The sequence below is a fragment of the Candidatus Zixiibacteriota bacterium genome (assembly GCA_040753495.1).
GTDB lineage: Bacteria > Zixibacteria > MSB-5A5 > GN15 > PGXB01 > DYGG01.
Genome location: JBFMEF010000146.1, coordinates 1 through 24823, shown reverse-complemented (window position 1 = coordinate 24823; position 24823 = coordinate 1). Strand labels below are relative to the sequence as shown.

At 52.1% G+C, this 24823-nt stretch carries 25 protein-coding genes; all 25 read left to right on the top strand.

The features are described from left to right. Positions 1-1345 (top strand): aconitate hydratase (locus AB1690_09905; protein ID MEW6015625.1); only part of this gene is annotated, 1345 nt, incomplete at its 5' end. A 1-nt stretch (position 1346) separates the two neighbouring features. Beyond that, on the top strand, positions 1347-2459 hold the full coding sequence (gcvT, locus tag AB1690_09900) for a glycine cleavage system aminomethyltransferase GcvT (protein MEW6015624.1): 1113 nt from the start codon (positions 1347-1349) through the stop codon (positions 2457-2459). 1 nt (position 2460) lies between these two features. Next, a complete protein-coding gene (locus AB1690_09895) occupies positions 2461-3189 on the top strand; it encodes a 2-phosphosulfolactate phosphatase (protein ID MEW6015623.1) in 729 nt (242 codons plus the stop codon). A gap of 37 nt (positions 3190-3226) precedes the next feature. Then, positions 3227-5143, top strand: a complete 1917-nt coding sequence (locus tag AB1690_09890; protein MEW6015622.1) for a tetratricopeptide repeat protein — start codon at positions 3227-3229, stop codon at positions 5141-5143. 15 nt (positions 5144-5158) lie between these two features. Next, on the top strand, positions 5159-7240 hold the full coding sequence (locus AB1690_09885) for a BatA domain-containing protein (GenBank protein ID MEW6015621.1): 2082 nt from the start codon (positions 5159-5161) through the stop codon (positions 7238-7240). Next, positions 7237-9177: an ABC-F family ATP-binding cassette domain-containing protein gene (locus AB1690_09880; GenBank protein ID MEW6015620.1), complete on the top strand. Its 1941-nt coding sequence runs from the start codon at positions 7237-7239 to the stop codon at positions 9175-9177. The genes AB1690_09885 and AB1690_09880 overlap by 4 nt, the downstream gene beginning before the upstream one ends. Beyond that, positions 9125-9736, top strand: coding sequence for a flavodoxin family protein (locus AB1690_09875; protein ID MEW6015619.1), 612 nt, complete (start codon positions 9125-9127; stop codon positions 9734-9736). Before AB1690_09880 ends, AB1690_09875 begins: the two co-directional genes overlap by 53 nt. Before the next feature lie 132 nt (positions 9737-9868). Next, positions 9869-10690 (top strand): class I SAM-dependent methyltransferase, encoded by an 822-nt coding sequence (locus AB1690_09870; protein MEW6015618.1) that lies wholly within the window; start codon positions 9869-9871, stop codon positions 10688-10690. A 116-nt stretch (positions 10691-10806) separates the two neighbouring features. Further along, complete coding sequence (rpmE, locus tag AB1690_09865; protein MEW6015617.1) at positions 10807-11064, top strand: 50S ribosomal protein L31; 258 nt, start codon at positions 10807-10809, stop codon at positions 11062-11064. A 94-nt stretch (positions 11065-11158) separates the two neighbouring features. Further along, a complete protein-coding gene (locus AB1690_09860) occupies positions 11159-12124 on the top strand; it encodes a DUF1385 domain-containing protein (protein ID MEW6015616.1) in 966 nt (321 codons plus the stop codon). A 48-nt stretch (positions 12125-12172) separates the two neighbouring features. Next, positions 12173-13270 carry a peptide chain release factor 1 gene (prfA, locus tag AB1690_09855; protein ID MEW6015615.1) on the top strand — a complete coding sequence of 366 codons (1098 nt, stop codon included), beginning with the start codon at positions 12173-12175 and terminating at the stop codon, positions 13268-13270. A 78-nt stretch (positions 13271-13348) separates the two neighbouring features. Next, positions 13349-14800 (top strand): TldD/PmbA family protein, encoded by a 1452-nt coding sequence (locus AB1690_09850; protein ID MEW6015614.1) that lies wholly within the window; start codon positions 13349-13351, stop codon positions 14798-14800. A 4-nt stretch (positions 14801-14804) separates the two neighbouring features. Beyond that, positions 14805-16160 (top strand): TldD/PmbA family protein, encoded by a 1356-nt coding sequence (locus AB1690_09845; protein MEW6015613.1) that lies wholly within the window; start codon positions 14805-14807, stop codon positions 16158-16160. Further along, positions 16154-16372: a hypothetical protein gene (locus AB1690_09840; protein MEW6015612.1), complete on the top strand. Its 219-nt coding sequence runs from the start codon at positions 16154-16156 to the stop codon at positions 16370-16372. Before AB1690_09845 ends, AB1690_09840 begins: the two co-directional genes overlap by 7 nt. Before the next feature lie 3 nt (positions 16373-16375). Continuing rightward, on the top strand, positions 16376-17236 hold the full coding sequence (gene prmC / locus AB1690_09835; GenBank protein ID MEW6015611.1) for a peptide chain release factor N(5)-glutamine methyltransferase: 861 nt from the start codon (positions 16376-16378) through the stop codon (positions 17234-17236). Next, on the top strand, positions 17233-17901 hold the full coding sequence (nth, locus tag AB1690_09830) for an endonuclease III (protein MEW6015610.1): 669 nt from the start codon (positions 17233-17235) through the stop codon (positions 17899-17901). Before prmC ends, nth begins: the two co-directional genes overlap by 4 nt. Positions 17902-17940: 39 nt before the next feature. Further along, positions 17941-18564: a hypothetical protein gene (locus AB1690_09825; protein ID MEW6015609.1), complete on the top strand. Its 624-nt coding sequence runs from the start codon at positions 17941-17943 to the stop codon at positions 18562-18564. Beyond that, positions 18554-18928 (top strand): spore germination protein GerW family protein, encoded by a 375-nt coding sequence (locus AB1690_09820; GenBank protein MEW6015608.1) that lies wholly within the window; start codon positions 18554-18556, stop codon positions 18926-18928. Before AB1690_09825 ends, AB1690_09820 begins: the two co-directional genes overlap by 11 nt. A gap of 142 nt (positions 18929-19070) precedes the next feature. Beyond that, positions 19071-19331 carry a zinc ribbon domain-containing protein gene (locus tag AB1690_09815; protein MEW6015607.1) on the top strand — a complete coding sequence of 87 codons (261 nt, stop codon included), beginning with the start codon at positions 19071-19073 and terminating at the stop codon, positions 19329-19331. Positions 19332-19540: 209 nt separating this feature from the next. Then, positions 19541-19870, top strand: coding sequence for a preprotein translocase subunit YajC (yajC, locus tag AB1690_09810; GenBank protein ID MEW6015606.1), 330 nt, complete (start codon positions 19541-19543; stop codon positions 19868-19870). Positions 19871-19916: 46 nt separating this feature from the next. Then, a complete protein-coding gene (gene def / locus AB1690_09805) occupies positions 19917-20429 on the top strand; it encodes a peptide deformylase (GenBank protein ID MEW6015605.1) in 513 nt (170 codons plus the stop codon). Between the two features lie 28 nt (positions 20430-20457). After that, positions 20458-21420, top strand: coding sequence for a methionyl-tRNA formyltransferase (gene fmt / locus AB1690_09800; GenBank protein ID MEW6015604.1), 963 nt, complete (start codon positions 20458-20460; stop codon positions 21418-21420). After that, positions 21417-22955: an Rne/Rng family ribonuclease gene (locus tag AB1690_09795; GenBank protein MEW6015603.1), complete on the top strand. Its 1539-nt coding sequence runs from the start codon at positions 21417-21419 to the stop codon at positions 22953-22955. The genes fmt and AB1690_09795 overlap by 4 nt, the downstream gene beginning before the upstream one ends. A 46-nt stretch (positions 22956-23001) precedes the next feature. Then, the gene (locus tag AB1690_09790; protein MEW6015602.1) at positions 23002-24360 is read left to right on the top strand and encodes a hypothetical protein; all 1359 of its coding nucleotides are present in this window, start codon (positions 23002-23004) and stop codon (positions 24358-24360) included. A gap of 228 nt (positions 24361-24588) precedes the next feature. After that, positions 24589-24823: sigma-70 family RNA polymerase sigma factor (locus tag AB1690_09785; protein ID MEW6015601.1), on the top strand; the 235-nt coding region annotated here is incomplete at its 3' end.

Genomic DNA, 24823 nt, shown 5'->3' with positions numbered 1-24823 from the left:
CGGCCCCGGGGTCGCCTCGCTATCGGTGCCGGAGCGGGCGACTATTACCAACATGGGCGCTGAATTGGGCGCCACCACCTCCATTTTCCCCTCGGATGCGCGGACCAGAGAGTACTTCCGTTTGCAGAAGCGGGTCAAGGATTACGTCAAGCTGGTTCCGGATAAAGACGCCAAATATTCGCAGGTGATTACTATCAATCTGTCCAAACTGGAGCCTTTAATCGCTCAGCCGCATTCGCCGGACAATGTTATCGAAGTCAGCAAACTGAAAAATGTCAAAGTCAACCAGGTCTGTGTCGGAAGCTGCACTAATTCGTCCCTGTCCGATTTGATGATAACGGCGAAACTGCTGAAGGGAAAGAGAGTTTACCCTGATGTCTCGATGACTATCACACCCGGCAGCAAGCAGGTCTTTAACGCCATCGCCAAGAATGGCGCACTGGCTGATATTATCGCCTCCGGAGCGCGTATCATTGAATCAGCCTGCGGACCCTGTATCGGGATGGGTCAGGCGCCGGCCTCGGGAGCGGTCTCGATTCGCTCCTTTAATCGGAACTTCCCCGGACGCAGCGGCACCAAAGATGCCAATGTTTATCTTGCCAGCCCGGAAGTCTGTGTGGCGGCGGCTCTGACCGGTTTTATCACCGACCCGCGCAAATTGGGGCGGTTCCCCAAGGTGGTTCTGCCGAAAAAGATCGATATTGATGACTCCGGCATTCTGCCGCCGGCGAAAAATCCGGATAAAGTCGAGGTGGTGCGCGGTCCCAATATTGCCGCTCTGCCGATTAATGACCCGATGCCGATTTCTTACTCCGGCGAAGTTCTTATCAAAGTCGGCGACAACATTACCACCGACCATATCATGCCGGCCGGAGCCAAGATATTGCCGCTTCGCTCCAATATCCCCAAGATAGCCGAATATGTCTATTACCAGGTTGACCCGGAATTTGCCAGACGCGCCAAAGAGAAAGGGGGCGGTATCATAGTCGGCGGCGACAATTACGGGCAGGGGTCATCGCGCGAGCATGCCGCGCTCGCCCCCATGTATCTCGGCGTCAAAATGGTGGCGGTGAAATCGTTCGCCCGGATTCATCTGGCAAACTTGATTAATTTCGGAATCCTGCCGGTCACTTTTAACAATCCGGCCGATTATGACAGCATCAGCCAGGGGGATATTCTCGAAATGCTCAATTTCAAAGAGGCGGTGCAGTCTTCCGAAACGCTGGAAGTGGAGAATAAAAAGAAAGGGAAGAAATATAATCTTCGCATCAGTCTCACACCCCGTCAACGGGAGATTATTATCGCCGGCGGGCTTTTAAATTATACCCGCGGCGGAGGCAAATGAAATGGAGGCATCCAAACCGGGTGAGATAAAGAAAACGCCCTTTTATAAATATCATGTCGAAGCCGGCGCTAAGATGGTCCCGTTCGCCGGATATTCGATGCCAATTCAATATACCGGAATAATCGAGGAACATCTGGCAGTCAGGCAAAGTGTCGGGCTTTTCGACCTTACTCATATGGGGGAGTTTGAAGTCTCAGGAACGCGCGCTCTCGATTTTATTCAGAAGATGACCACCAATGATGCCTCTCTGCTCAAACCGGGACAGATTCAATATTCCGCCCTTTGCTATGATGACGGCGGCATTGTTGATGACCTTCTGGTGTACCGCCTGGCGGACAGATTCATGCTGGTAGTCAACGCCTCCAACATTGAGAAGGATTTCGACTGGTTGAAATCGCATCTTTTTGACGGCGTCAATCTGATTAATCATTCCGATGATATCGCGCTTCTGGCAATTCAGGGACCAAAGGCTCAGAAAGTAATGGCGCAGCTGACCGACCTGAATTTAGATTCCCTGCCGTATTATCATTCGGCCGAAGCCAAGGTAGGGCGGCATCAACTTCTCTTCTCCCGCACCGGCTACACAGGCGAAGATGGATTTGAGATTTATATCCCCAACGCACTGGCTGATGACCTCTGGAAAACGGTTATCTCGGCCGGGCGAAATTTTGATATGAAATTAATCGGACTGGGCGCCCGCGATTCCCTGCGTCTGGAAATGAAAATGGCCCTCTATGGCAATGACATCGATAAGACCACCACCCCTATCGAAGCCGGGCTGGCATGGATTGTCAGCTTTGAGAAGGGGGACTTTATCGGACGGGATATCTTGCGTCGCCAGAAAGAAGAGAAACCGAAAAGACGTCTCATCTGTCTGGAACTTACCGAGAAAGCCTTCCCCCGTCACGGTTACGAACTGGTCTCTGATGGCACAGTGGTCGGGCATGTGACCTCCGGCACGATGTCGCCGTCGCTCAACAAACCGATTGCGATGGGGTATCTGCCGCTGGAGCTGACCAAACTGGGAAGCCAGGTGCATGTCAAGATACGCGATAAACTTCATCCGGCGGTGGTGGTAAAACCGCCGTTCTATAAAGAAGGGACACACAAGTAAGATGCGGGCCGATTTATTTCTTGTACCGGGACCGGTGGGAGAGCAGCGTCTGGCGGGAAAGACGCTGGTTCATATCGATGTCTTGAGGGCGTCCACCACCATTTGCCATGCATTGCAGTCGGGCGCTCGGGCGGTGATTCCGGTGGCGGAGCCGGGAGAAGCGGCGGAACTTCGCTCCAAAATCGGCAACGATAACGCCGTCCTGGGTGGCGAGCGCGATGGCGTCAAGATCGAGAACTTTGACCTGGGGAATTCGCCTCTGGAATATACCGAGGACAAAGTCAAAGGGAAAACGGTCATATTGACTACGTCCAACGGCACCAGGGGGTACAACCGCTCCGGCGGCGCCAAACTGATTCTGACCGGCGCCCTGGTCAATATCTCTGCGGTGGCGAAAAAAGTCTTTCAAGCCGGCAATGACCTGGTGATTCTCTGCGCCGGGCAGGATGGCGATTTCTCCATCGAGGATACTCTCTGCGGCGGAATGATTCTGCATAAACTCCTGACCGATGACAAAGTCGATATGGAATTAAATGACTCCGCCTCGCTGGCGCTGCTTTTGTACCGCACCAACAGTCGCGCTTTGAAACAAACCATCGCCCGGGGTGAGCATGGCCGGTTTCTTAAGAAACTCGGATTTGACGAAGATGTCGAACTGGCAACCGAAATAGATGCTCTTCCGGTGCTGCCGGTGCTGAAGGACAGTCGTCTGGCGCTGGACAGCGAATAATTTAATCGCAAGAAGGAGTCGGGCGTAGAATAATAAGATGAAAATCAAGACATTCGCAACGACACTGGCGGCGATGTGGCTTCTGAGCGCCGCCGCTTTATTTTCTGCGGAAAGCCCTCTGGTCGAATTCGAGATAGTGGTCCGGCAGAAGCCGATGCTTCTCGACAAGCATTTTGAGATTGTCCGGGATACGGTCGAAGCCCCGGTCGGGAAGAAACTGCTGACATCCCTGGTCAATTTCAGCCTTGACCTCCGTGTCGAAAGGGCCGACAGCCAGACGGTTGAATTTACCGCGCATCTGGTGACTTTCGGTTCAAACCCGTACAATTTCGCCAATCGCTTCAAAATCGAATATGGCCTTCCCGCCCGCCTTGAAAATATTCCGGGCAAAGGGAACAGTTTTTACCAGATTCTGCTCAGCCCCCGGACTCTGACCGACCCCGCCGCGGGACAGTGCCAGTTTGACCCGGACTTGAGCGGACAGTTTAACGTAGACCCGACCAACAATTTTGATATTTATTATATCAAATACTCGCTTGCCGATTACCACTGGAATAATATCAAAAACTATCTCGAAGCCGAATTTACCCGTTTCCGCGAAACTTTTGAGCTCTCTGCCCCGGGAAAGATGAACCTTTACCTCTGCCCCTGCCCGGTGCCGACCATCCATTGGGATAAGCGATTCGGTTATATGCTCGACCCGGGCCGCTCTAATATCTACACTATCTATACCCATGAATTCAAATCACTTGATGCCATTCTTCCCAATATACTGCGATTGATGCGTCTCTGGGGGTATGCCCCCCCATTTCTGACTGAAGGGCTCGCCGGTTATTTTGAATTTTCGGGATACGAAATTAAGAAACTGCGCCGCGACGGCAAGATTCTGTCGCTTAAAACCATGCTGACGGCATCATCCTATTTTCAGGCAGAACCAAGAACCGCCGAAACGGTGGCGGCGTCATTTGTCAAATTTCTAACCGACAAGTATGGACCGGCTAAAATCAAACAGTGGTACCAGGTCGCCGATGACTTGAATATCTACCGCGAGTTCGAAGCTGTTTACGGACAGCCGCTTGATTCCCTGGAACGGCAATGGATTGAGTACATCGACACCTTAACTCTCGACCGGCGTCTCTTTGATTTTTATGCTTCGCGCGCCGGTTCTCTCTATCGCAGTGACCAGCAGATAAATTATCTGGAGGAGATGTCCCGCCGCGACCGCAATCTTCGCGACAGCCTCGAAACCTGGAGCAAGCTGGCGTCAGTTTATTACCAGAACGGCAACTACTACCAGGCGGAAAAGGGATACCGGATTCTTCTTGCCCATGAACCGAAACAATCCGCTTTCTACTATCTGGTGCTTGGAAATCTGCAATTGATTGAGGGCAACTACGGCGCGGCTTACCGTCTTTTCGATTCGGCCTTGATTCACGACAGCGCCATGACATCGGTTCGTCTGCCGCAAGCGCGCATTCTGGCGCTTCGCGGTGATACCTTAAGAGCGATTCAGTTGGTCGAAGAGAATCTCGGCTCGGAACGGTCCCCTGCGGCGCGTATCGAATATCTTCTATTCCTGGGCAGGATGCGCGGCGCTCATGGCGACAGTTTTGACTCGGTGGCATCGCGGGAATATTATCAAGACGCCCTCGCCTGGACGACGGAACTGGCAAGCAAGTCCCCCGATGACCCCACCAATAAACTTCGCCTCGGACTCGCCTACTTGGGATTAAGAGACTGGGACAAGGCTCGTGAATTTCTGGAGCTGGCGAATTTCATCGACAACCGTCCCTATTATCAATGTGAAGCCCTGCTGGCGCTGGGCAATTTGTATGACCTTAAAGAAGACTATGAAAACGCCCGCGACCATTACCGGAAAGTTCTGGCGCTTCCCGCCGCCGTCTTCCAGCGCGAGCAGGCGCAGCGATTTATGGAAACTCCTTTCCGCAATTGATGAGAATCTGCTCTTATGTTTAATTTTCTCAATTCCGCGGTTCTGGCGGCAGCCCTCGCGGCGCTCATCCCCCTGCTAATCCATCTCTTTTCCCGTCGGCGGGTCAAAATCATCCCTTTTTCTTCTCTGAAATATCTCAAGGAGATGCAAAAGCGTCAGGTGCGCCGCATCAAAATTCGCCAGATACTGCTATTGATTTTGCGGATGTTAATAGTCTTGATGGCGGTCCTTGCCTTCGCCCGTCCCGCGACCAAAGGCGGGTATGTCGGTTCCCATGCGGGCGTCTCCGCTGTCATATTGTTTGACCGCTCGGCCTCGATGCAGCGACAGGTGAAAGATGGTATTCTATTTGATATCGCCAAGAGCCGCGCCGCCGACCTTCTGAAAAATTTCGGTCAGTCCGATGAACTGCTACTCATACCGTTTGACCGTCAGCCCTCCTTCCCCGCCGGGGAGAGATTCTTTAACCGGGAAGTGGCGGAAAGAATTCTCCAGGAGACCACCCCCGGATTCGACCGCGGCGAAATATCGGACATCGTCGCCAAAGCCCGCGAACTTCTGAATGGAGCCGTCAATCTGAACAAAGAGCTCTATCTGATATCTGACTTGCAGCGAACCTCGCTGGAGAAGGAGGTCGATTCCTCGCTGGAAGGGGTTACCGTATATTGCGTAGAACTGCCAATCGAAACCGACGGCAATAGCGGTCTGGCGGCAGTTGACCTGGGAGGACAGTTGATTGAGGTCGGCAATCCGTTCACGGTTCGCGCCGAAGTGGTCAATTATGACCCTCGCCGCAAGACCGAGCAGCTGGCATCACTCTACATTGACGGCGTGCGGGTGATGCAGTCCGAATTCCAGATAGGCCCCGATGAGAAAACCTCTCTTACTTTCAAAGCAACGGTAACCGGACCCGGTTTTCACTCCGGATGGGTGGAACTCAATGATGACGGTTTCCTTCCGGACAACCGCTACTTTTTCAGTTTTCGAATCCCGGAGCAGTTTAATATTCTGATTATTGACGGCGATGGCGCCGGTGAACTGATGCGACTGGCGCTTGCCCCGTCGGAGGAAACCGGTCGCTACTGGTCGGTCAAGAGAATTCCGCCGGAGCAGTTCTCATCGGTGCGGCTTTCCGAATATGACGCCCTGGTATTGTCAGGAATCAGCGACCCCGATCCCCTGCAGGTTTCGCAGATATTCCGCTTCCTTGACGACGGCGGGGGCCTTTTCTATATAATTGGACCCAATACCAAACCGGCGGCATTCAACAGCAGTTTTGGGAGAACGGTCGATATGCTTCTTGAGTCGCCGATAGCGACTGATTTCAGCGGCGCCGGATATTACACTCTGGAGCGATTCGATTATAATCATCCTATCTTCAAAGCATACGCCGGATTCGCGCCGGAAAAACTCCCCACCCTTCGCTTCTATGCCCTGCCTTCTCTTACTGATGGCTCCGGCAATCGCGACCTGGCGTTTTTTTCCAATGGTTTGCCCGGTGTCGTGGAATCGTCAGTCGGCGCCGGACGAATCATCATTATGACCGCGCCTTTGACCCCCCGGTATTCCGATATCGCCGGGCACTCTTTTTTTGTCCCGTTTGTCATTCGGACTATGGAATATCTTGCCGGCGATATGTCGGCATATGACCTTGAGAATCTGGTCGGCGAGAATATCCTGCGGGTAGTTCCGGAGGATCGGTTACTTTCCGGAATGGCGCAATTGACCGCCCCGGACAATCAGGTGTACCAGCTGGAAGGGACCGAAAAATCGGGGCAGTACCTGTTTGATTGCCGTCCGGTGAGCCAACCGGGAATCTATTCACTACGAGCCGAAAGCGGCACGGTTGACCTCTTTGCCGTCAATATCGACTCTCGCGAAAGCGCCCTTGGGGCGGGCGACTTCCCGGCCATTGCCCTGCAATTGAAATTTGCGGATTACAAAACGATTCCATCGGATAAATCCTCAGAGTCAATCATAACCGAGTCCCGCTACGGGCGGGAACTCTGGAAGATTTTCCTCTGGGCGGCGGCGCTGCTTCTGGCCATCGAAATGTTGCTTTCGCGCGAGAAAGAAATCGAGCCTGAAATCGGATGACCCTCATCGCCGGCGAAAATATCTGCAAGCAGTTCAATCAGAGAACCATATTCAAAGACCTCAGTTTCTCTGTCAATGAAGATGACCGCATCGGTCTGGTCGGTCCCAACGGCATCGGCAAGACCACCCTTTTCCAGTTGATGGCATCCCGCCTCACGCCTGATTCGGGGAATATCGCTCGCTCCAAGTACTGCCGTATTGCCTATCTGGAACAGGAATTCTCCTCAGAGCAATTGCAACAGACTCTCTTCGGGTATGTCAGCGCCGTCCGTGACGACCTGAGCGCGGCGCGGCTGGAACTGGAAGAGGCTGAGCAGGCTCTGACCGAAAACCCCACCTCTCAAAAAGCGATGGAGATTCTGGGTGAGGCGCAGCATAGATTTGAAGCCCTGGGCGGATACCGCTTTGAAACGGAAGTCAGGACGATTCTCCATGGGCTCGGCTTCCCGGAAAATCGCTTCCACAACCGCCTGGAAAATTTCTCCGGCGGCGAGAAAAATCGCGCTTCCCTGGCGCGGCTTCTCGCCGGAAAAAGCACCCTGCTTCTTCTGGATGAGCCCACCAACCATCTCGATATCGAATCGACTATCTGGCTGGAGGAGTTTCTTGCCAAGACCGAGAAGGCGTATATCATCGTCTCTCACGACCGGATGTTTCTGAATAATACTGTCAAAAAGGTCTGGGAACTTGCCGGCGGAAAAATCGAGCAGTATTTCAACGGCTTTGCCGGTTTTCTTCGGGAGAGAGAAGAGCGTAAAGAGCAATTAGAACATCTGTACCGCCATCAGCAGGAAGAAATCAAACGGATTGAAGATTTCATTCGACGCAATATCGCCGGACAGAAAACCAAACAGGCGCAGTCAAAGATGAAATATCTCTCCCGCATTAAGCGGATTGAGCTGCCGACTTCCGAATCCAACCCGGTTGCATTCCGGCTGCAATCCGGCAATCGCTCTTACAATCTGATTCTTTCGCTGGAATCGGCTTATTTTGGATATGGCCATCATCCGGTCGTGCGGGAGGTTTCTTTCAGTCTTTACCGGGGCGACCGGGTCGCTCTGGTGGGTCGAAACGGCTCGGGAAAGACAACTATACTGAGGACTATTCTGGGCGAGTTGGAACCGATAGATGGCGCCATCCGATTAGGGCAGAAAGTTGATGTAGCTTACTTCGACCAGGAACTGTCCGATTTGAATGACGATAATACCGTTCTGGATGAAATCTGGCAGCTGGAGCCGCTGGCCGAAGCCGGGCGGATGCGCACCTTCCTGGCGCGATTCGGGTTTCGCGGCGAAGATGTTCTCAAGAAAATTTTGGTCCTTTCCGGCGGCGAAAAGACCAAACTGGCTCTCGCCAAACTGCTTTATATGCCGGCGAACTTTTTGATACTCGATGAGCCTACCAATCATCTCGATATCGATGCCCGTCAGGCGCTGGAGGAAGCTCTGCGGGAATACCAGGGGGCATATCTGGTGGTGAGCCACGACCGTTACTTTATCGACCGTATTGCCGACAAAATCTTGTATCTTGAGAACGGCGCTGTTAGAATATTTGATGGAAATTATTCCTACCTGAAGGAGAAACTTGATGCCGAGAGAGAGCGCGTGGCGCCGGCAAAAAAAGGGACCGACCCGGAACGACTCAAAGAATATTTTGATTTCAAAAAGATATCGCAGTACAAAGGACGGATTAAAAAAGAGCTGAAGTCGCTGACCTCCCGCATCAGCGACCATGAGCTGATTCTGAAACGTCTTGATGAGGATATCGAACGCAATATCCCCAAAACCGATTGGGAGAGACTGACGGCGGCGTATCAGGAAAAAAACCGGATTGAAAATCTTCTTCTGGAATTATATAGTCGCCTGGAAGAACTGAAGGAATTAGATGCCCAGTATTCTGACATTGAGCGGCAGTCCGATTCGGGACAGCTCGACTGAGCTTCTGCTGTATCGGATAGCCGAGGGAATCGAAAATGGTTCAGAGGAGCCAACCACCAATGAGTTTGTCCGCCTCAACCATTACCAGTTTCTTCCCTGCCAGGCTTGTGGCATAAGCCCCGAACCGGACTTCTGCATTTTTCATGATGAAATTTATCCCCTTTATGACCTTCTTATAAGCGTCGATATCGTGCTCTTCGGTTCACCGGTCTATTTTGACTCCGTTTCGGCTCAAGCCAAGGCTTTTATAGACCGCTGCAACTGCCTGAGACCGCCCGACTTTGAGGGGCTTTCGGGACATCATTTCAAGCGGATTATAATGAAGAAACGGCTGGGCGGTATGGTCTTGGTCGGGGGGGAACGGGGCGAATTCGAAAGCGCCCGAAAGGTCATCGCCGGGTTCTTCAAATGGGTCGAGATTGAAAACTGCGGCAATATCATGTATGAGCATAGGTTCATGAAAGAAATCGGTCCCGTTAAAGACGACCGCTTAAAGATGGATGAAGCCTTTCAGTTAGGCTTGAAAATTGCGAGCAGGCTTCCCGAAATTGCCGGCTGAAACAGTATAGCCCCCTCCCCATCCAGAGTTCAAATTTCCGACAAAAAGAGACTTCCCCGACCGGCCGTACGACCGCTGCATGATTTTGCGGACGGCAGCGGTCGATAATGGAATAGTATTCCTGTACCATATATGAAAGATATTTCGAGCATCGCAACTCCGTCCCTGGCGAATATCGCCCGTCCGGCGCCCTTTGAACTGACCCTGCCGTACGGTGACTATCGTTTCTCGCAACGGCTGTACGAAGTGGTTCATGACTGGGGTATCCCGACCGAATTAGAAGTCTCCTTTCTCCGGCGATATCTCCCCCCGACCGGAGGAAAAGTCCTTGATTTAGCCTGCGGCGCCGGGCGGCACTCGGTCGGGCTGGCTCTCTTGGGGCATACCGTCACCGGAGTCGATATCGGCGGCTTTACTATCGACCTGGCGCGCCACTACGCCCGGTTTCAAAAAGTCGCCGTTGATTTCCAGGTGGGCGATATCAGAAGTATGCCATTACCCGCGGAATGCGACCTCGCCTTCTTTATTTGCGGTCAGATGGCTCATCTTTCTCCCGAAGATAATCAAGCTGTTTTCAGAAAAGTTTTCGGGGCGCTGCGATCTGACGGCGCCCTGGTCATTCATCTGGAAAGACTGGAACCGGAAGACCGCCTGAACCGGACTTTCTGGTACCGCGAGATTAAGCCGCTCTATTTCGAGAATCCCTCACTGGTGCATCGGGAGCAGTACTATTTCCCCACGGAGCAGGTTAAACTGATTCGAGATTTCGCCATTGACTCAGTAACCAAAGCGAGCGGTCTTTTCGGCTATTCGGAGAAAGAATATGCGCCCGAAGAGATTGAGAGGCTCGCCTCTCGCAGCGGTTTCAAAATAATCAGTCTTCACGGCCATTATGATGGCGCCCCGCCCACAGCCGATTCCCGCTATAATATTTTTGTCCTGAAGAAACGGTAATCACGACCCCGATTGGGGTTTAATGAATTATCCCTTGTCAGATGGGAACTTATTTATTATTATTCCGGTTTGTAAATCGGTAAGTTGTACCGGCTTTAAATTAAAGAGGAATAGCGGTGAAAGAGAAGATTCATCCGAAATATTTTGATACCACCATCACCTGCGCTTGCGGTAATGTCATGAAGACCCGCTCCACGGTGAAAGACCTGAAGGTGGAAATCTGCTCTAATTGCCATCCCTTCTTCACCGGTCGTCAGAAACTGATTGACACGGCCGGGCGAATCGAGCGTTTCCGCAAGAAATACGGGATGGACAAAGGCGGCGCGGTGAAAACGGCGGCGCCCAAGAAAAGCAAGAGCGCCAAGACCCGCTGAAGAATTCTGTTCTCATAACCGGTGAGGGCCAGCGTATATTGTTTGGTAATTTTTGACGATACCAATAACAGTATATGAATCGTAAGAGGGAATTATGCCTGACTTAGGGGTCGGCGGACAAGCGGTAATCGAAGGGGTAATGATGCGCTCTCGGGACCGCATTGCTACGGCGGTGCGGATTCCTTCGGGGGAAATTCTGGTCAAGTCCGAGGAATATATTTCACTCACACGGCGTTTCAAGCTTCTCAGTCTTCCGGTCATTAGGGGCGTAATCACTTTCTTCGAAATGCTTATTCTGGGCATAAAGACCCTCAATTTCTCGGCGGATATTGCGGTCAAGGAGATTGAAAAAGAGGAAGCGGCGGCAAACGGCAAGGCTTATATTCCGCAGGAGCGACGTCACAGTTCCCTGGTTCTGGTCGGAACCGCCATCTTCGCCCTCGCCCTCGGCATATTGATATTTTTCTTTCTGCCGCTGGCAATTTCCTCGCTTCTGAATATTGATAAGGGAGCGGTTGGATTCAATCTGATAGCGGGCACTATCCGTCTCATCATGTTTCTGGCTTATGTCTGGGTGATTTCTCTTTTCGGCGAGTTCAAAAGGGTGTTTCAGTATCATGGAGCGGAGCATAAATCAATCTATACCTATGAAAACGGCGAAGAACTGACCATCGAAAATGTCTCCCGCTACACCACATTTCATCCCCGTTGCGGCACCAGCTTCATCCTGATTGTCGCCCTCTTTGCCATCCTGATATATTCGATATCTGACACGATTTACGCCATATTGGCGGGCGCCCCGCCGACATTGCTTAAGCGGTTTCTCCTGCATTTTATCCTGCTGCCACTGGTTGCCGGCGGCGCTTATGAGCTGCTTAAACTCTCCGGAAAGACGCGCGACAACAAACTGACCCGCATACTCATCCAGCCCGGCCTCTGGCTGCAGCGGATTACCACCCGCGAACCATCACCCGACCAAATGGAAGTCGCCATTGTCGCCCTCGAGACCGCTCTTGGTGTTACCGAGTCGAAACTCACCGTCAAAAAGACTTGCCTTTAGCCCTTCGGGCTCTATATTTAATCCCTACTCTATAATTTGAGTTAAACTATGTCGCAATTACTGGCGATTATTGAAAAATACGAGAAACGTTTTGATGAGCTCAACCAGGAGTTAATCCTCCCCGAGACATTATCCAGTCCGAATCGTCTGCGGGTTGTATCGCAGGAACGACGGCAGGTGGAGGATGTTCTCATAGCCGGCAAAGAGTACCGCGACTGCCTCAAAGGTATCGCCGAAGCGCGCGAGATTCTTGAGGAATCCTCCGATGAGGACCTGCGGGAGATGGCAAAACAGGAACTGGAATCCTGCTCCGCCCGTCTGCAGGCGCTGGAAGAGAAACTCAATCTGTTGATTATTCCCCGCGACCCCCATGATGCCAAAAACGCCATCATCGAGATACGGGGCGGCACCGGCGGGGATGAAGCCGCCATTTTCGCGGCTGACCTGTACCGGATGTACAGTCGCTACGCCGAATCTCAAGGCTGGAAAGTAGAACTTCTTTCTTCCAATCCGACAGGTGTCGGAGGGCTTAAAGAAGTCATTTTCATGGTCAAAGGAGAGGGAGCCTATGGTCGTCTCAGATTCGAATCGGGCGTCCACCGGGTTCAGCGGGTGCCGGTGACCGAGTCCCAGGGGCGCATTCATACTTCGGCGGCAACGGTGGCGGTGCTTCTGGAAGCCGAAGAAGTTGACATTAAGATTGAAGAGAAAGATTTGAAAATTGACGTCTATCGCTCATCCGGACCGGGGGGACAATCAGTCAATACCACCGATTCTGCCGTCCGTATCACCCATCTTCCGACCGGGCTGGTGGTCACCTGTCAGGATGAAAAATCGCAGCATAAGAATAAGGCGAAAGCGCTGCAGGTTCTCCGCGCCCGTCTGCTCGATAAAGCGATAGAAGAGCAGAATAAAGAGATAGCGCAAGAGCGGAAGGCGATGGTCAGCACCGGTGACCGCTCGGCAAAAATCCGGACCTACAATTTCCCCCAATCGCGCGTCACCGACCATAGAATCGGCCTGACCTTGCATCGGCTCGACACCATTATCGAAGGCGACTTGGATGAGCTGATTGACGCTCTTCAGAAAGATGACCTGGAGAAGCGCTTGAAGGCGGCGGAAAACTCAAACGAGAAAGCGGCGTAAAAGGACTCGCAGACGCCAGTGAAGCGAATGTAAGCCAATGATAGAAACAACCGCATGGTTTATCTCTAAAGGAATGGCATGATGGACAAAGAAAAAGCGGCAGCTCTGGCGCTTGACCATTGCAAGAAACTGGGGGCAGAATATGCCGATGTCAGAGTGGAGCGGCTCGAGGATGAGAATATCTCTATATCCGACGGTCGAGTCGAGCCGATTGAACAGGCGAGCTCGTACGGTATCGGTATCCGGATACTCAAAAACGGCGGGTGGGGTTTTGCGGCAACGGATATTTTTACCGAAACCTCCATAAGGGAGAAAGCGGCTCTCGCCGCCGAAATCGCTTCCGCCTCAGCCTCGGTCAACCGGCAGAAAACTGCCCTTGCCCCGCTTGAACCGTCGGTCGGCAGTTATCTTTCGCCCCACGAAATTGACCCTTTCACACTTCCGCTGGACCAAAAAATCAGTTTTCTTGCCGACCTTGATGCCGCTATCGCTTCCACCGGCGGCGATAAAATAAATTCCCGCAGTTGCTTCGCCGGCTTCCGCAAACTTGACAAGTACTTCGTTTCCAGTGAAGGCAGCCGGGTAAGCCAGGTCATTATCCAGACCGGCGCGGGATTATCTCTCGGCATGACCAAATCACACCGGGAACGATACGAACGCTCTTTCCCCTCATCATCCGGTCAGTATGAATGCAAGGGATTTGAACTCCTTGAAGAACTGAAAATGAAAGAGGCGATTCCCCGCCTTGTAGAAGAAGTCACGATGCTTCAATCGGCTGTACCTTGCCCCGAAACAACTACCACTCTTCTTCTCTCCGGCGACCAGATGTCGCTGCAGATTCATGAATCGGTCGGACATCCTTTGGAACTGGACCGGGTGTTTGGCTCCGAGCGGAATTTCTCCGGCGTTTCCTTTGCCACGGCCGACCAGCTGGGGAAGCTGAAATATGCCTCCGATATCATCACCATAACCAGCGACCCGACCGCGCTCCATGGGCTTGGCTCCTATGGCTATGATGATGAGGGAGTGCCGGCTAAAGAAGTGGAACTGATTAGAAACGGCATTCTGGTGAACTATCTCTCCTCGCGGGAAACCGCGGCTCGTCTCAATCTGTCATCGACCGGCGCCATGCGCGCTGACGGCTGGGGAAACCTGCCGCTTATCAGGATGACCAATATCAACCTCAGACCGGGCGAGAAATCGTTTGAAGATATTCTTGCCGGCATCGACGACGGCATCTTTATGGACACGGTCAATTCCTGGTCGATTGATGACGAGCGGAAGTTTTTCAAATTCGGGTGCGAAATCGGCTGGCTGATAAAGGGCGGCAAACTTACTACTCCGATAAAGAACCCTACCTACTCCGGCTGCACCACCGATTTCTGGAACAACTGCATTGCTGTCGCCGACAAAAATTCCTACCGGGTCTGGGGGGTGCCCAACTGCGGAAAAGGAGAACCGGGACAGAATGCCCGCACCGGGCAGGGGACGTCACCGGCATGCTTCACCAATGTTCAGGTGGGAGGTTAAGGCAATGATTTCCAAAGACCAGGCGTTGACTCTTCTGGAGAAAGTTCTTTCCCTGACTAAGGCAGATATGGCCGAGGCGGTTCTCGAGAAAAACCGTCTCAGCCTCACCCGCTTCGCCGAATCGAAAATACATCAGAATATCGATACCGAAGAGACCATTCTGTATCTCCGGACGGCAAGAGATAAGAAAGTATCGGTGGCTGTGACCGGAGATATCAGCGAGGAAGGCCTGAAGAGCGTTGTCGCCCGCGGCGCCGCCATGCTGGATTACACTTTGCCTGACGAAAAATTTGCCTCCTTCCCTCCCCCGGATACGACTCCGGTCGCAGAGAATTCTCTTTCGGAGGGCACCGCTTCTTTCGGACCGGACAAACGTGCCGAAGCGGTCCAGCATATCGCCAATGTCGGCAGGAAAGGAAATCTCGAAGGCTCCGGGGCGATTCGTCTGGAGACGAAAGCGCTGGCGGTAGCCAACAGTCTTGGGGCCAGACGGTATTTTGTCGGCAATAGCGCCCAGCTTTCCGCCACCGTCTCCGGAAAAGACAATATCTCCGGGTGGGCGATTGAGTACAACCCGGATGCTTCAAAACTGAATGTTGCCCATGTTGCCAAAACCGCCACAGAAAAAGCGGTAACCTCCCGCGCCCCGGCGGCGCTTCCTGATGGCCAATATACTGTTATCCTTGAACCGGCCGCAGTTGGGCAGCTGTTGCTTCTTCTCGCCTTCATGGGATTCGGAGGAAAGACATTCGTGCAACAGAGGTCGTTTATGTCGGGTAAACTCGGTCAAAAAATCGCGGGCGACAATTTTACTGTCATTGAAGACCCCACCGACCCCGATTTCAAGGCGATTCCCTTTGACTATGAGGGTGTGGCAAGAAAAAAAGTTCCTCTCATCGAAAACGGCATCGCCAGCGGAGTAGTTTACAATTCCTATTACGCCGGTCTGGGCGGAACGGTATCCACGGGCCATGCCCTGCCCCCCAATAACAGTTATGGTCCATATCCCAAATGCATGGTGGTCGCTGGAGGGGAAAGCAGTATCGAAGAAATGATAAGAAATACCGAAAGAGGGATACTGATTACCCATTTCTGGTATCTCAATTTTCTCAACCCGATGCGAACCATGGTGACCGGCACGACCAAAGACGGCACCTTCCTGATTGAAAACGGCGCCGTCAAATCGGCCGTGAAAAATATGCGAACCAATCAGTCGATTCTGGAGGCGTTTTCCAACATCTACGCCATATCAAAGGAGCGGGTGGTCTATCCGCAGTATTCGGTGCTGATGAAAGTGCCGGCAATGCAAATCGGCAATTTTAACCTGGCGGCGGAAGAAGAGGAGGAGAGCAAATGTTGAGACGGGATTTTATCAAGAGTTCGGCATTTATCGCCGGGGGGATTATGTTTCTTCCTCAAATCCCCCACGCTTTTGAGCCGGAAGAGAACTCCCCGCTTCACTCGCGGAAAAAAGCGCTCAATTTCCACGGGCATCCCCGCTCCGGATGCGCTTCGCGACCGGAACTGGCTCCTATGCTTGAAAAGGGATTTGCCGGCATGCCGCCGTTCTAAGAGATGGATAAGCGGGAATTCCAGAACTTAATCAAAAACGCTGAAAAGAAACTGGAAGCGGCCGGAATTGAATCCCCAACGGCCGAAGTGGAAATCATCCTCGAGCATCTTCTCGACGTCGAAAGGCTCAGTCTTTATCTGCACGGCGCCCAACTCATCGACGACAGCATCCTCGGCAAATTCCGGGAGATAGTCGATAAACGTATCACCCGCTACCCGCTGCAATATATTCTGGGGGAAGCCTGGTTTTACGGACGAAAATTCAGAGTTACTCCGGCGGTGATGATTCCGACCCCGGAAACCGAAATCCTCTGCGACCTGGCGATAAATTATCTGAAAAACGAATCTATCGCCGCTCCGGAAATCCTCGATGTCGGGGTCGGCTCAGGAGTTATCTCCGTGACAGTTGCCGCGGAACTTCCCAACGCCCGGGTCACCGCGCTGGATATATCTCCGGAAGCGCTCGAAGTCGCCTGCCAAAATGCTGTCGCGCTGGGTCAAAGCGGTCGGATTGATTTTGTGCGGACCGACGGTTTTGACGCCTTGCCCGAATCCGGGAAATTTGACCTGATTCTGTCGAACCCCCCTTACATTGCGGAAGATGAATATAAATCGCTTCCGACCGAGGTTCTCGCCGACCCCAAAATCTCCCTTGTCTCCGGAAAAGAAGGGCTCGACTTCATCCGCCGTCTCATCCAAGACTCCCCCCGCTTCCTCAAAGAGAAAGGACGCCTAATGTTTGAAATTGGATATGACCAGGCGGATAAAATATTGGAACTGACCAAAGATGACAACCGCTATCGCTCCCTTTCAATTATCAAGGACCTCAACAATATCGACCGGGTGGTGATTTTGAGCATATGAGAGAATCTTTTGCATCCTTAAAAGGTCGCGTTCGAAAAATTATCGCCCTTTTGAAAAAGGCGTACCCCAACGCCGCCTGCTCGCTCAATTTCCAGACGCCACACCAATTATTGGTGGCGACCATTCTCTCGGCGCAGTGCACCGATGAAAGGGTCAATGCCGTAACGCCGTCTCTGTTTAAAAAATACAAAAGTCCCTCTGATTTTGCCGCAGCCGATTTATCGGAACTGGAGAATGATATCCGCTCCACCGGATTTTTCCGCAATAAGGCGAAGGCGATAAAAGAGTCCTCCCGACTGCTTGAGGAGAAATACCGGGGCGAAATGCCGCAAACGCTCGACGAACTAATCCAGCTCCCTGGGGTCGGCCGCAAGACCGCTTCTGTCGTGCTCGGCGCCGCTTTTGGGAAAGCGGAGGGGATTGTGGTCGATACTCATGTCGCCCGCCTCTCTCGGCGACTGGGATGGACTTCTCATGATGACCCCTTCAAGATAGAACAGGACCTGATGAAACTGATTCCGCGCGATGACTGGATTATTATTGCACACCTGCTTATCGACCATGGCCGCGCTGTCTGTATGGCGCGCCAGCCGCATTGCCGCGACTGCCTTCTATCCCGACTCTGTCCTTCTGCAAGCAAATATCTGAAAGTCAGCAAAAACTGATTGGCGCCGATACTGTATAATAGATTGAGAGTCTGATATATGATATTGATAATCCTGGGTATTCTGGCGCTTCTGTTGACGGCGTTCCTATGCTCAACAATTCGTTTCAGTTTCCAGTACGACCGCCGGACGCAGTTCTTTTCTTTGCGTTATCTAATAGCCTCGCTCACTGTCTATCCTCTCAAAAAACAGGGGGTCGTATCTCTGGCTGGATTTCCGGTAAAGGCATTTGAACAGGAAACTCTCCGGGCATCGACAACTAAAAGAATGAAAAAGAAGAAAGTCCGCCTCCCGACCGACTGGTTAGACTTGTGGCAAACTTTATATCGCGGGGAACTGCGCGCTTTCAAGACTGTCCTGGGCAAGATCAGGGTAAAATATCTGTCTCTCGAATTTTCTGGAGGGCTTCTCAACCCCTTCCAGACCGGTATTGCCATTGGCGCCTTTTACGCTCTGAAGGGAATGTTTCCGAGCATTATGAAATATGCCTCATTCCATCCTGATTACACTTCAAGCGGACTCAGATTTGAAGGAAAGGGGCTTGTCTATATTAGAATTTATCATATCTTAGTATTGGCCCTCAGGTTACTTATAATAAAAGTCAGCGCTTACTGGCGCGAAAAGTCACAAACAAGAAAGAAAGGAGCGGCATATGCCCAATAATGTATCTGAGATTTTGAAAAATATTGTCGGGGAATTGAAAGAGATGGCGCGCTCACAGACAATAGTCGGTGAAGCGATTACAGTTGGCAATAAGACGGTAATACCGCTGGTGAAAGTAACGGTCGGCTTTGGCGCCGGCGGGGGACAGCGCTCGAAGGAATCGGCGGAAGATTTCGGGGGCGGCGGTGGCGGCGGCGCTCAGGTCGAACCGGCGGCGTTTATCATAATCGATGGCGACAAAGTCTCCTTCCTCTCCAGCAAAGCGGGAAAGCTTGACAATCTAATTGAAGCGGTTCCGGCCCTAATCGGCAAGTTTCTTGACCGCAAAATGGAAGCAAAAGAGACTAAGAGCGAAACCGAATAGATAGATTTCTTAAGTCATCGATTTCATCAGGTTACAAGGGCGCTTCGGCGCCCTTTTATTTTGGCGCCGGCTGGCTAAAGAATTCTTGAGGTCATCCGATTGAATAATCCAAATTGAGCAACGGAACCTGGAGGATAAGATTATGCCAACTTCTACTTGCCAAACCTGTGCCCGCCCTATGCGGGATAAAGCGGACTTTCCCCGGGGGAATTTTTCCAGTCTGTACTGCTCCGATTGTGTCGACGCCCGGGGTATTCTCAAATCGAGGGATGAAATTCGGGCGCAGATGATTCAGCTGCGGGTCAACCGACAGGGGATGACTGAGGATGAAGCGGTGGAACAGGTCGACAATCTCCTGCGGCGGCTTCCGGCCTGGACCCGTCCACAGGCCGTAACGTTCTGATATCCTGTTGCCGGATAATCTCTTGCCTTCCCGGTCGGCTTTCCGGAAGGTCTCTCAAACGACGGCGGAACATTCGGCCGATTCTGATGTTAGTCATATTCAAGAGTTTTACCTTGTTTAATTGATGACAATCTTTATATTATTGTCAATTAACAGGAATCGCCTGTTCAGGGTTTGAGCAGGTTGTCGATATATCTTAGGAGGAGAGATTGCAGACTCTTCTGATATTCTGGTGGGCGGCGGGCAGTCCGGACCCAAGTGGCGCCGGCGGTGCCGGCGGGCTACTTGCCACCTGGGGGATGTTAATCCCGCTCTTTCTGATTATGTATCTTTTGCTTATAAGGCCTCAACGCAAAAGACAAAAAGAGCATGATAAGCTTTTGAAGGAACTGAAAAGAGGCGACAAAGTGGTTACCACCAGCGGCATGTTTGGAACCATCTTTGCCATAAATGACGAGAAAAATATCGTCGTCCTCAAAGTAAGTGAGGACGTCAAAATGGAGTTTTTGAAATCCTCCATTGCGGCTCGAGTAGAGTAATTTTTGAGAGGTCCCGGCTGTGAAGCCGAGGCAAAGAGGAGTTTTCGTGGCGGTAAGGCCGATTGTTCTGTACGGCGACCCGGTTTTGCGGGAAAAAGCCCAGCCGGTCGAAAAAATTGACCGGAAGATAAAAAATTTGGTGGCTGATATGATTGCCACCCTTAAGCATGCCAATGGGCTTGGTCTGGCGGCTCCACAGGTTGGAGAATCTTTCCGTATTTTCATCATTGATATTTCCGCTCTGGACTTGACCGAGTCTGTCCGGGTTTTCATCAATCCGGAAATCCTGGAAACCTCCGGTGAGGTTGTGATGGAAGAAGGTTGTCTCTCCTTTCCCGGTATCTACCAGAAGGTTCAGCGAGCCGAACGGGTCCGGGTGAGAGCTACTGACCTTGAGGGAAAAGAGTTTACTTTGAGCGCCTCGGGCATGCTTGCCCGGGCAATTCTTCATGAGTACGACCACCTCGAGGGGAAACTATTCATCGATTATATTTCACCGGTCTCCCGTGCCTTGTTAAGCGGCAAATTGCGCAAGCTGGCTGCAACCGCGCAGATTTAGTCTGCCAACCGCCTCGATTCTAAACGAAATGAAGGTCGTCTTTATGGGGACGCCGGAGTTTGCCCGGCGACCGCTGGAGTATTTGTACAAGAATACTCATCATGATATACTGGCGGTAGTTACCGGCCCGGATAAGCCGTCAGGCCGCGGTCAAAAACTTTCTCCAACCGCCGTCAAGGAGGCCGCGCTTCAACTTGATATCCCGGTCTTCTCGCCGGAATCGCTTAAGGATTCCGGATTCCATGACCAGATAAGGAAGATCGGCGCCGATATCTTTGTGGTGGTCGCTTTCCGAATCCTGCCGGAATCGCTGTACGCCATTCCCCCCCATGGCTCTATCAATCTGCACGGCTCGCTTCTGCCTAAATACCGCGGCGCCGCCCCGATAAACTGGGCTATTATCAACGGCGAAACCGAAACCGGCCTGACTACCTTCTTCCTGCAAAAAAAAGTCGATACCGGCGATATTATTTTTCAGGAAAAGGTCACCATCGGGAGTGGTGAGACCTTTGATGAGCTCTATGAGCGGATGTCGCATCTGGCCGGCCCCGTTCTCGAAAAAAGTCTGAATCTGATAGAGCGGGAAGAGGTCATACCGTTGCCGCAGGACAGCCGGCTGGCTTCCCCCGCGCCCAAACTTTCGCCGGAAGATTGCCTTATCGATTGGGGATTTCCGGCGGTGCATGTTATCAATTTTGTACGAGGGCTCTCGTCGGTGCCGGGAGCCTATACTTACCATAGAGATAAGAAACTGAAAATTCTGCGCGCCGGCATTGCCGGTCCGCGCGATGTCAACGATTTACGTCCTGGCCGCATTCGGGAGGATAAGAACCGCTTGCTGGTCGAGGTGGCTGACGGCCTTGTCGAACTGCTCGAGGTAATTCCCGAAGGGAAAAAACTGATGAGCGGCGCCGAATTTGTCCGCGGTTACCACCCCACCCGCCAGGATATTCTCGGGGCAAAAAATACAAAGGAAATTCTCCGCCCATGAAAAAAGAAATTCTAATCAATTCCTCCGAATACGAAACACGGGTAGCGATTCTCGAGGACGACCGTCTGGTTGAGCTTTATGTCGAAAGACCGCAATCGGAGCGTCTCGTCGGCAATATTTATAAAGGGAAGATAAAGACGGTCCTTCCCGGTATGCAGGCCGCTTTTATTGATATCGGACAGGAAAAAGCCGCTTTTCTCCACGCTTCGGATATCGGCGATGTCTCCGATGGTCCCCAGTTTGACTCCGAACTGGTCGATGAGGAATCTCCGGCTGATATTGTTCGCAAGGCGCGCCGGGCCGGCATCGAAACGGTCCTCAAAGAGGGGCAGGACATTCTGGTGCAGGTCATCAAAGAGCCGATCGGCAATAAGGGTCCGCGGGTGGCGACCGATGTCTCCATACCGGGGCGATATCTGGTGCTGGTGCCGGATGATGACCATGTTCGGGTGTCGAAAAAAATCTCCAACTGGGGAGAGAAGCGACGTCTCAAAAAAGTCATCTCCCCCTTGAGACCGGAAGGATTCGGTCTGATTATCCGCACCGAAGCGGAAGGAAAAAACGAGAATGATTTTCGTTCCGATGTAAAACGACTCCTGAAGCTCTGGTCGCGGCTCAAACGCCGCTCGGAGCTGACGAAAGCTCCGGCTCTTATTCATAAAGAAGTGGAAATTACGACATCGATTATACGCGATATTTTCACCGATGACGTAGAGCGGCTTCTGGTCGACGACCGCACCGAATACCGCACCATTATGGCGTATGTGCGACAGGTTATGCCGCATCTTCGGAAACGGGTAATCCTCTATCGCGGCGCCACCCAGCTTTTTGACCTGTACAAACTGGAGCCGGAAATCGACAAGATGCTCGAGCGGAAAGTCTGGATAAAAAAAGGCTCGTACCTGGTAATTGACCAGACCGAAGCGATGGTCACTATCGACGTCAACACCGGCCGCTTTGTCGGCAAGGGAGACCAGGAAACCACGATTCTTCGCACCAATCTTGAAGCCGCCAAGGAAATCGCCCGCCAGATTCGACTGCGCGATATCGGCGGTCTAATCGTCTGCGATTTTATCGATATGTACAGCCGCGAGAACCGCCGCCGTCTGTTCGAAGAATTTAAGAATGCTTTTCGCAACGACCGCGCCAAGAAAGCGCTCTCGCCGGTCAACGAATTCGGGCTGATTGAACTGACGCGGGAACGGATTCGCCCCTCTCTCATTTTCACCTTTTCCGAAGCCTGTCCTCATTGCCACGGGTTCGGGCGGATTCTCTCCCGGGATACCGTCGCCACCAAAATCGAACGCTGGTTCAACCGCGCCAAAGTTGACGGAAGATTCAAGCGCTTTCATCTCAGCATCTCCCCGCAACTGGCCGAATCGCTTATCAGCAACGGTGTCAACCGCATCGGCAAGATTATGAAAGTTCACGGATTCAAAATAAATCTGATTCGCGATACTACCATCCCGATGCAGGAATTCAAGGTTTATGACGCCGACGCCAATAATGAGCTGACCGACATTTACAAAGGTTAGGAACAACGGTAGAAGATTCTTAAATTCCACCGGGGTTAGCCTCCCCATGGCACTGATGAGAAAATTTGACAGCAATTCTGTTATCTTTGTCGCCCTCGTCAGTCTCTTCATTCTGGGGCAGTTTCTTATTGGAACGTATTCTCCCGTTTCCGGGGAGTTCGTATTTGACGCCCCGGCCGATATCGATTTTCTCTATTACGGCGCCATCGCCAACAGTCTCTTAAATGACTTTCCCCCGCCCAATCCCGCTTTCTGCGGCGAAAAACTGACTCAGCCGTTCCTGCAGTACTACCCTCTCGCTTTACTGAGCGAGATATTTGACCCTTTTACCGGTATCCGAATTCTCAATGTCGGTTATATAATTCTGTTGGGACTGCTATTGAGACGCTACTTTCCCGCGAATTATGGGCGACCGCTGCTTCTGCTTACCGCCGCTTCAACTTTTATGGCCGACCTTAATTCCCTCGGGGTTGATCTGATTGCCCGCGGTTTCACTCATGCCCCGTTTTTTATTCTGCTGACGGTTGCACTGTTCGACAGGAAGGTAATATTGCGCTCCCTGGCAATCTTTTTTGCCGCCCTACTAAACGGTTATCTGTTGCTTATCATCGCCCCTTTCCTGGCTATCCTGGCTGCCTGGAAACGCACAAGTGCCAATCTATCTATTTTTGTCTCCGCCGTTGCCGGACTGGCCGCGGCGGCACTGTTTATTTCGACCGTTGCGGAGACGCGACCTCTTTTGCAGGTTCTGACGGCGTCTTTTCGTTTCGACCCCTCTGAGATTTTAATTCATGCGGCGCCGATGATTATCCTGGCGGTTATCTACCGCCACCGTGAGATGACGCTCCTTCTCTCCCTGGCAGTGATATTCGGTTCTCTGATTCATTACAACCCGTTCTTTCCTATTTTCCTGGTCTATTATGCCGGCGCCATGAATGTCGCTATGGAGAGCCCAAAAATCAGGGCGGGAGAAACTCTTGCCGCTCTTGTTCTGGCGGCGCTCTTTCTCGGCTTTATCCTGACCTCCTACCAGAAGTATGACCCGTATCGCGGCAACTATTATCCCCGCGCCGACTCTCGATTGAAGCCGGCGTTCGACTGGATTAGAGCCAATACCGCGCCGGACGATTGCTTCTTTTCCCTCACGGCTGACGGCGCTGATATGGCGCTGGTCATGACGATTCGTCCTGTTTATCTGGGGTATATCAGCCATCTCTCCCATCTGGGAATCACTTGGCAGGAACGGTACAACGCCACCCTCCGCTTCGGCGAAACCGGCCAGGCGCCCGAAGAAGTCCGCTATATCTTCTATGGTCCGGTAGAGCAGCAATATTTCCCCAACGTCTCTCCCCGATATCCGGCAGTTTACCGTGACAGTGTTGTCACTATTTATTCCCGCTATTAAGATTTGGCACCATCTCTCTGCCCCGCGCGCATCAGTGGAAGACATCTCTTAAAACCGGCAAAGGCGAATTGTTCAATAATTGAGCAGCTGCCGGAGTTGGCTGCAACCTCTAACGGCGCAACGGATAGCCTTGATTTTTTTGTTTATTATCGCCGCGATTCTTATTATCTTTCGAGCCGTCCGAAACAGCAACGGCAGAATATTCGTAACCTGTACTGAAAGGCAAAGTTGCCTGACCTTGATAAGACATTGATTGAAAGCGCTCTGGCCGGAAGTCAGGATGCCTACCGCGAATTGATGGAGCGGCATCGCACGGCCATTTATCATATCGTTTTCAAATTCGTTCGCGAGAAGGAGGCAACTAATGACCTGGTGCAGGAGACTTTTATGAAAGCTTTCGCCTCGCTGGAAACTTACCGCTCTGAATATAAATTCTCCACCTGGCTGTACCGCATCGCCGCCA

Excerpts from the sequence above, each read along its gene's own strand:
- AB1690_09825 (MEW6015609.1), top strand. The coding sequence starts at position 17,941 with ATGATATTGATAATCCTGGGTATTCTGGCGCTTCTGTTGACGGCGTTC.
- AB1690_09890 (MEW6015622.1), top strand. The coding sequence starts at position 3,227 with ATGAAAATCAAGACATTCGCAACGACACTGGCGGCGATGTGGCTTCTG.
- AB1690_09895 (MEW6015623.1), top strand. The coding sequence starts at position 2,461 with ATGCGGGCCGATTTATTTCTTGTACCGGGACCGGTGGGAGAGCAGCGT.
- AB1690_09845 (MEW6015613.1), top strand. The coding sequence starts at position 14,805 with ATGATTTCCAAAGACCAGGCGTTGACTCTTCTGGAGAAAGTTCTTTCC.
- AB1690_09790 (MEW6015602.1), top strand. The coding sequence starts at position 23,002 with ATGGCACTGATGAGAAAATTTGACAGCAATTCTGTTATCTTTGTCGCC.
- AB1690_09820 (MEW6015608.1), top strand. The coding sequence starts at position 18,554 with ATGCCCAATAATGTATCTGAGATTTTGAAAAATATTGTCGGGGAATTG.
- AB1690_09860 (MEW6015616.1), top strand. The coding sequence starts at position 11,159 with ATGCCTGACTTAGGGGTCGGCGGACAAGCGGTAATCGAAGGGGTAATG.
- AB1690_09840 (MEW6015612.1), top strand. The coding sequence starts at position 16,154 with ATGTTGAGACGGGATTTTATCAAGAGTTCGGCATTTATCGCCGGGGGG.
- prmC (MEW6015611.1), top strand. The coding sequence starts at position 16,376 with ATGGATAAGCGGGAATTCCAGAACTTAATCAAAAACGCTGAAAAGAAA.
- AB1690_09875 (MEW6015619.1), top strand. The coding sequence starts at position 9,125 with ATGCCCAGTATTCTGACATTGAGCGGCAGTCCGATTCGGGACAGCTCG.
- fmt (MEW6015604.1), top strand. The coding sequence starts at position 20,458 with ATGAAGGTCGTCTTTATGGGGACGCCGGAGTTTGCCCGGCGACCGCTG.
- AB1690_09885 (MEW6015621.1), top strand. The coding sequence starts at position 5,159 with ATGTTTAATTTTCTCAATTCCGCGGTTCTGGCGGCAGCCCTCGCGGCG.
- AB1690_09870 (MEW6015618.1), top strand. The coding sequence starts at position 9,869 with ATGAAAGATATTTCGAGCATCGCAACTCCGTCCCTGGCGAATATCGCC.
- gcvT (MEW6015624.1), top strand. The coding sequence starts at position 1,347 with ATGGAGGCATCCAAACCGGGTGAGATAAAGAAAACGCCCTTTTATAAA.
- AB1690_09850 (MEW6015614.1), top strand. The coding sequence starts at position 13,349 with ATGATGGACAAAGAAAAAGCGGCAGCTCTGGCGCTTGACCATTGCAAG.
- prfA (MEW6015615.1), top strand. The coding sequence starts at position 12,173 with ATGTCGCAATTACTGGCGATTATTGAAAAATACGAGAAACGTTTTGAT.
- AB1690_09880 (MEW6015620.1), top strand. The coding sequence starts at position 7,237 with ATGACCCTCATCGCCGGCGAAAATATCTGCAAGCAGTTCAATCAGAGA.
- AB1690_09815 (MEW6015607.1), top strand. The coding sequence starts at position 19,071 with ATGCCAACTTCTACTTGCCAAACCTGTGCCCGCCCTATGCGGGATAAA.
- nth (MEW6015610.1), top strand. The coding sequence starts at position 17,233 with ATGAGAGAATCTTTTGCATCCTTAAAAGGTCGCGTTCGAAAAATTATC.
- AB1690_09795 (MEW6015603.1), top strand. The coding sequence starts at position 21,417 with ATGAAAAAAGAAATTCTAATCAATTCCTCCGAATACGAAACACGGGTA.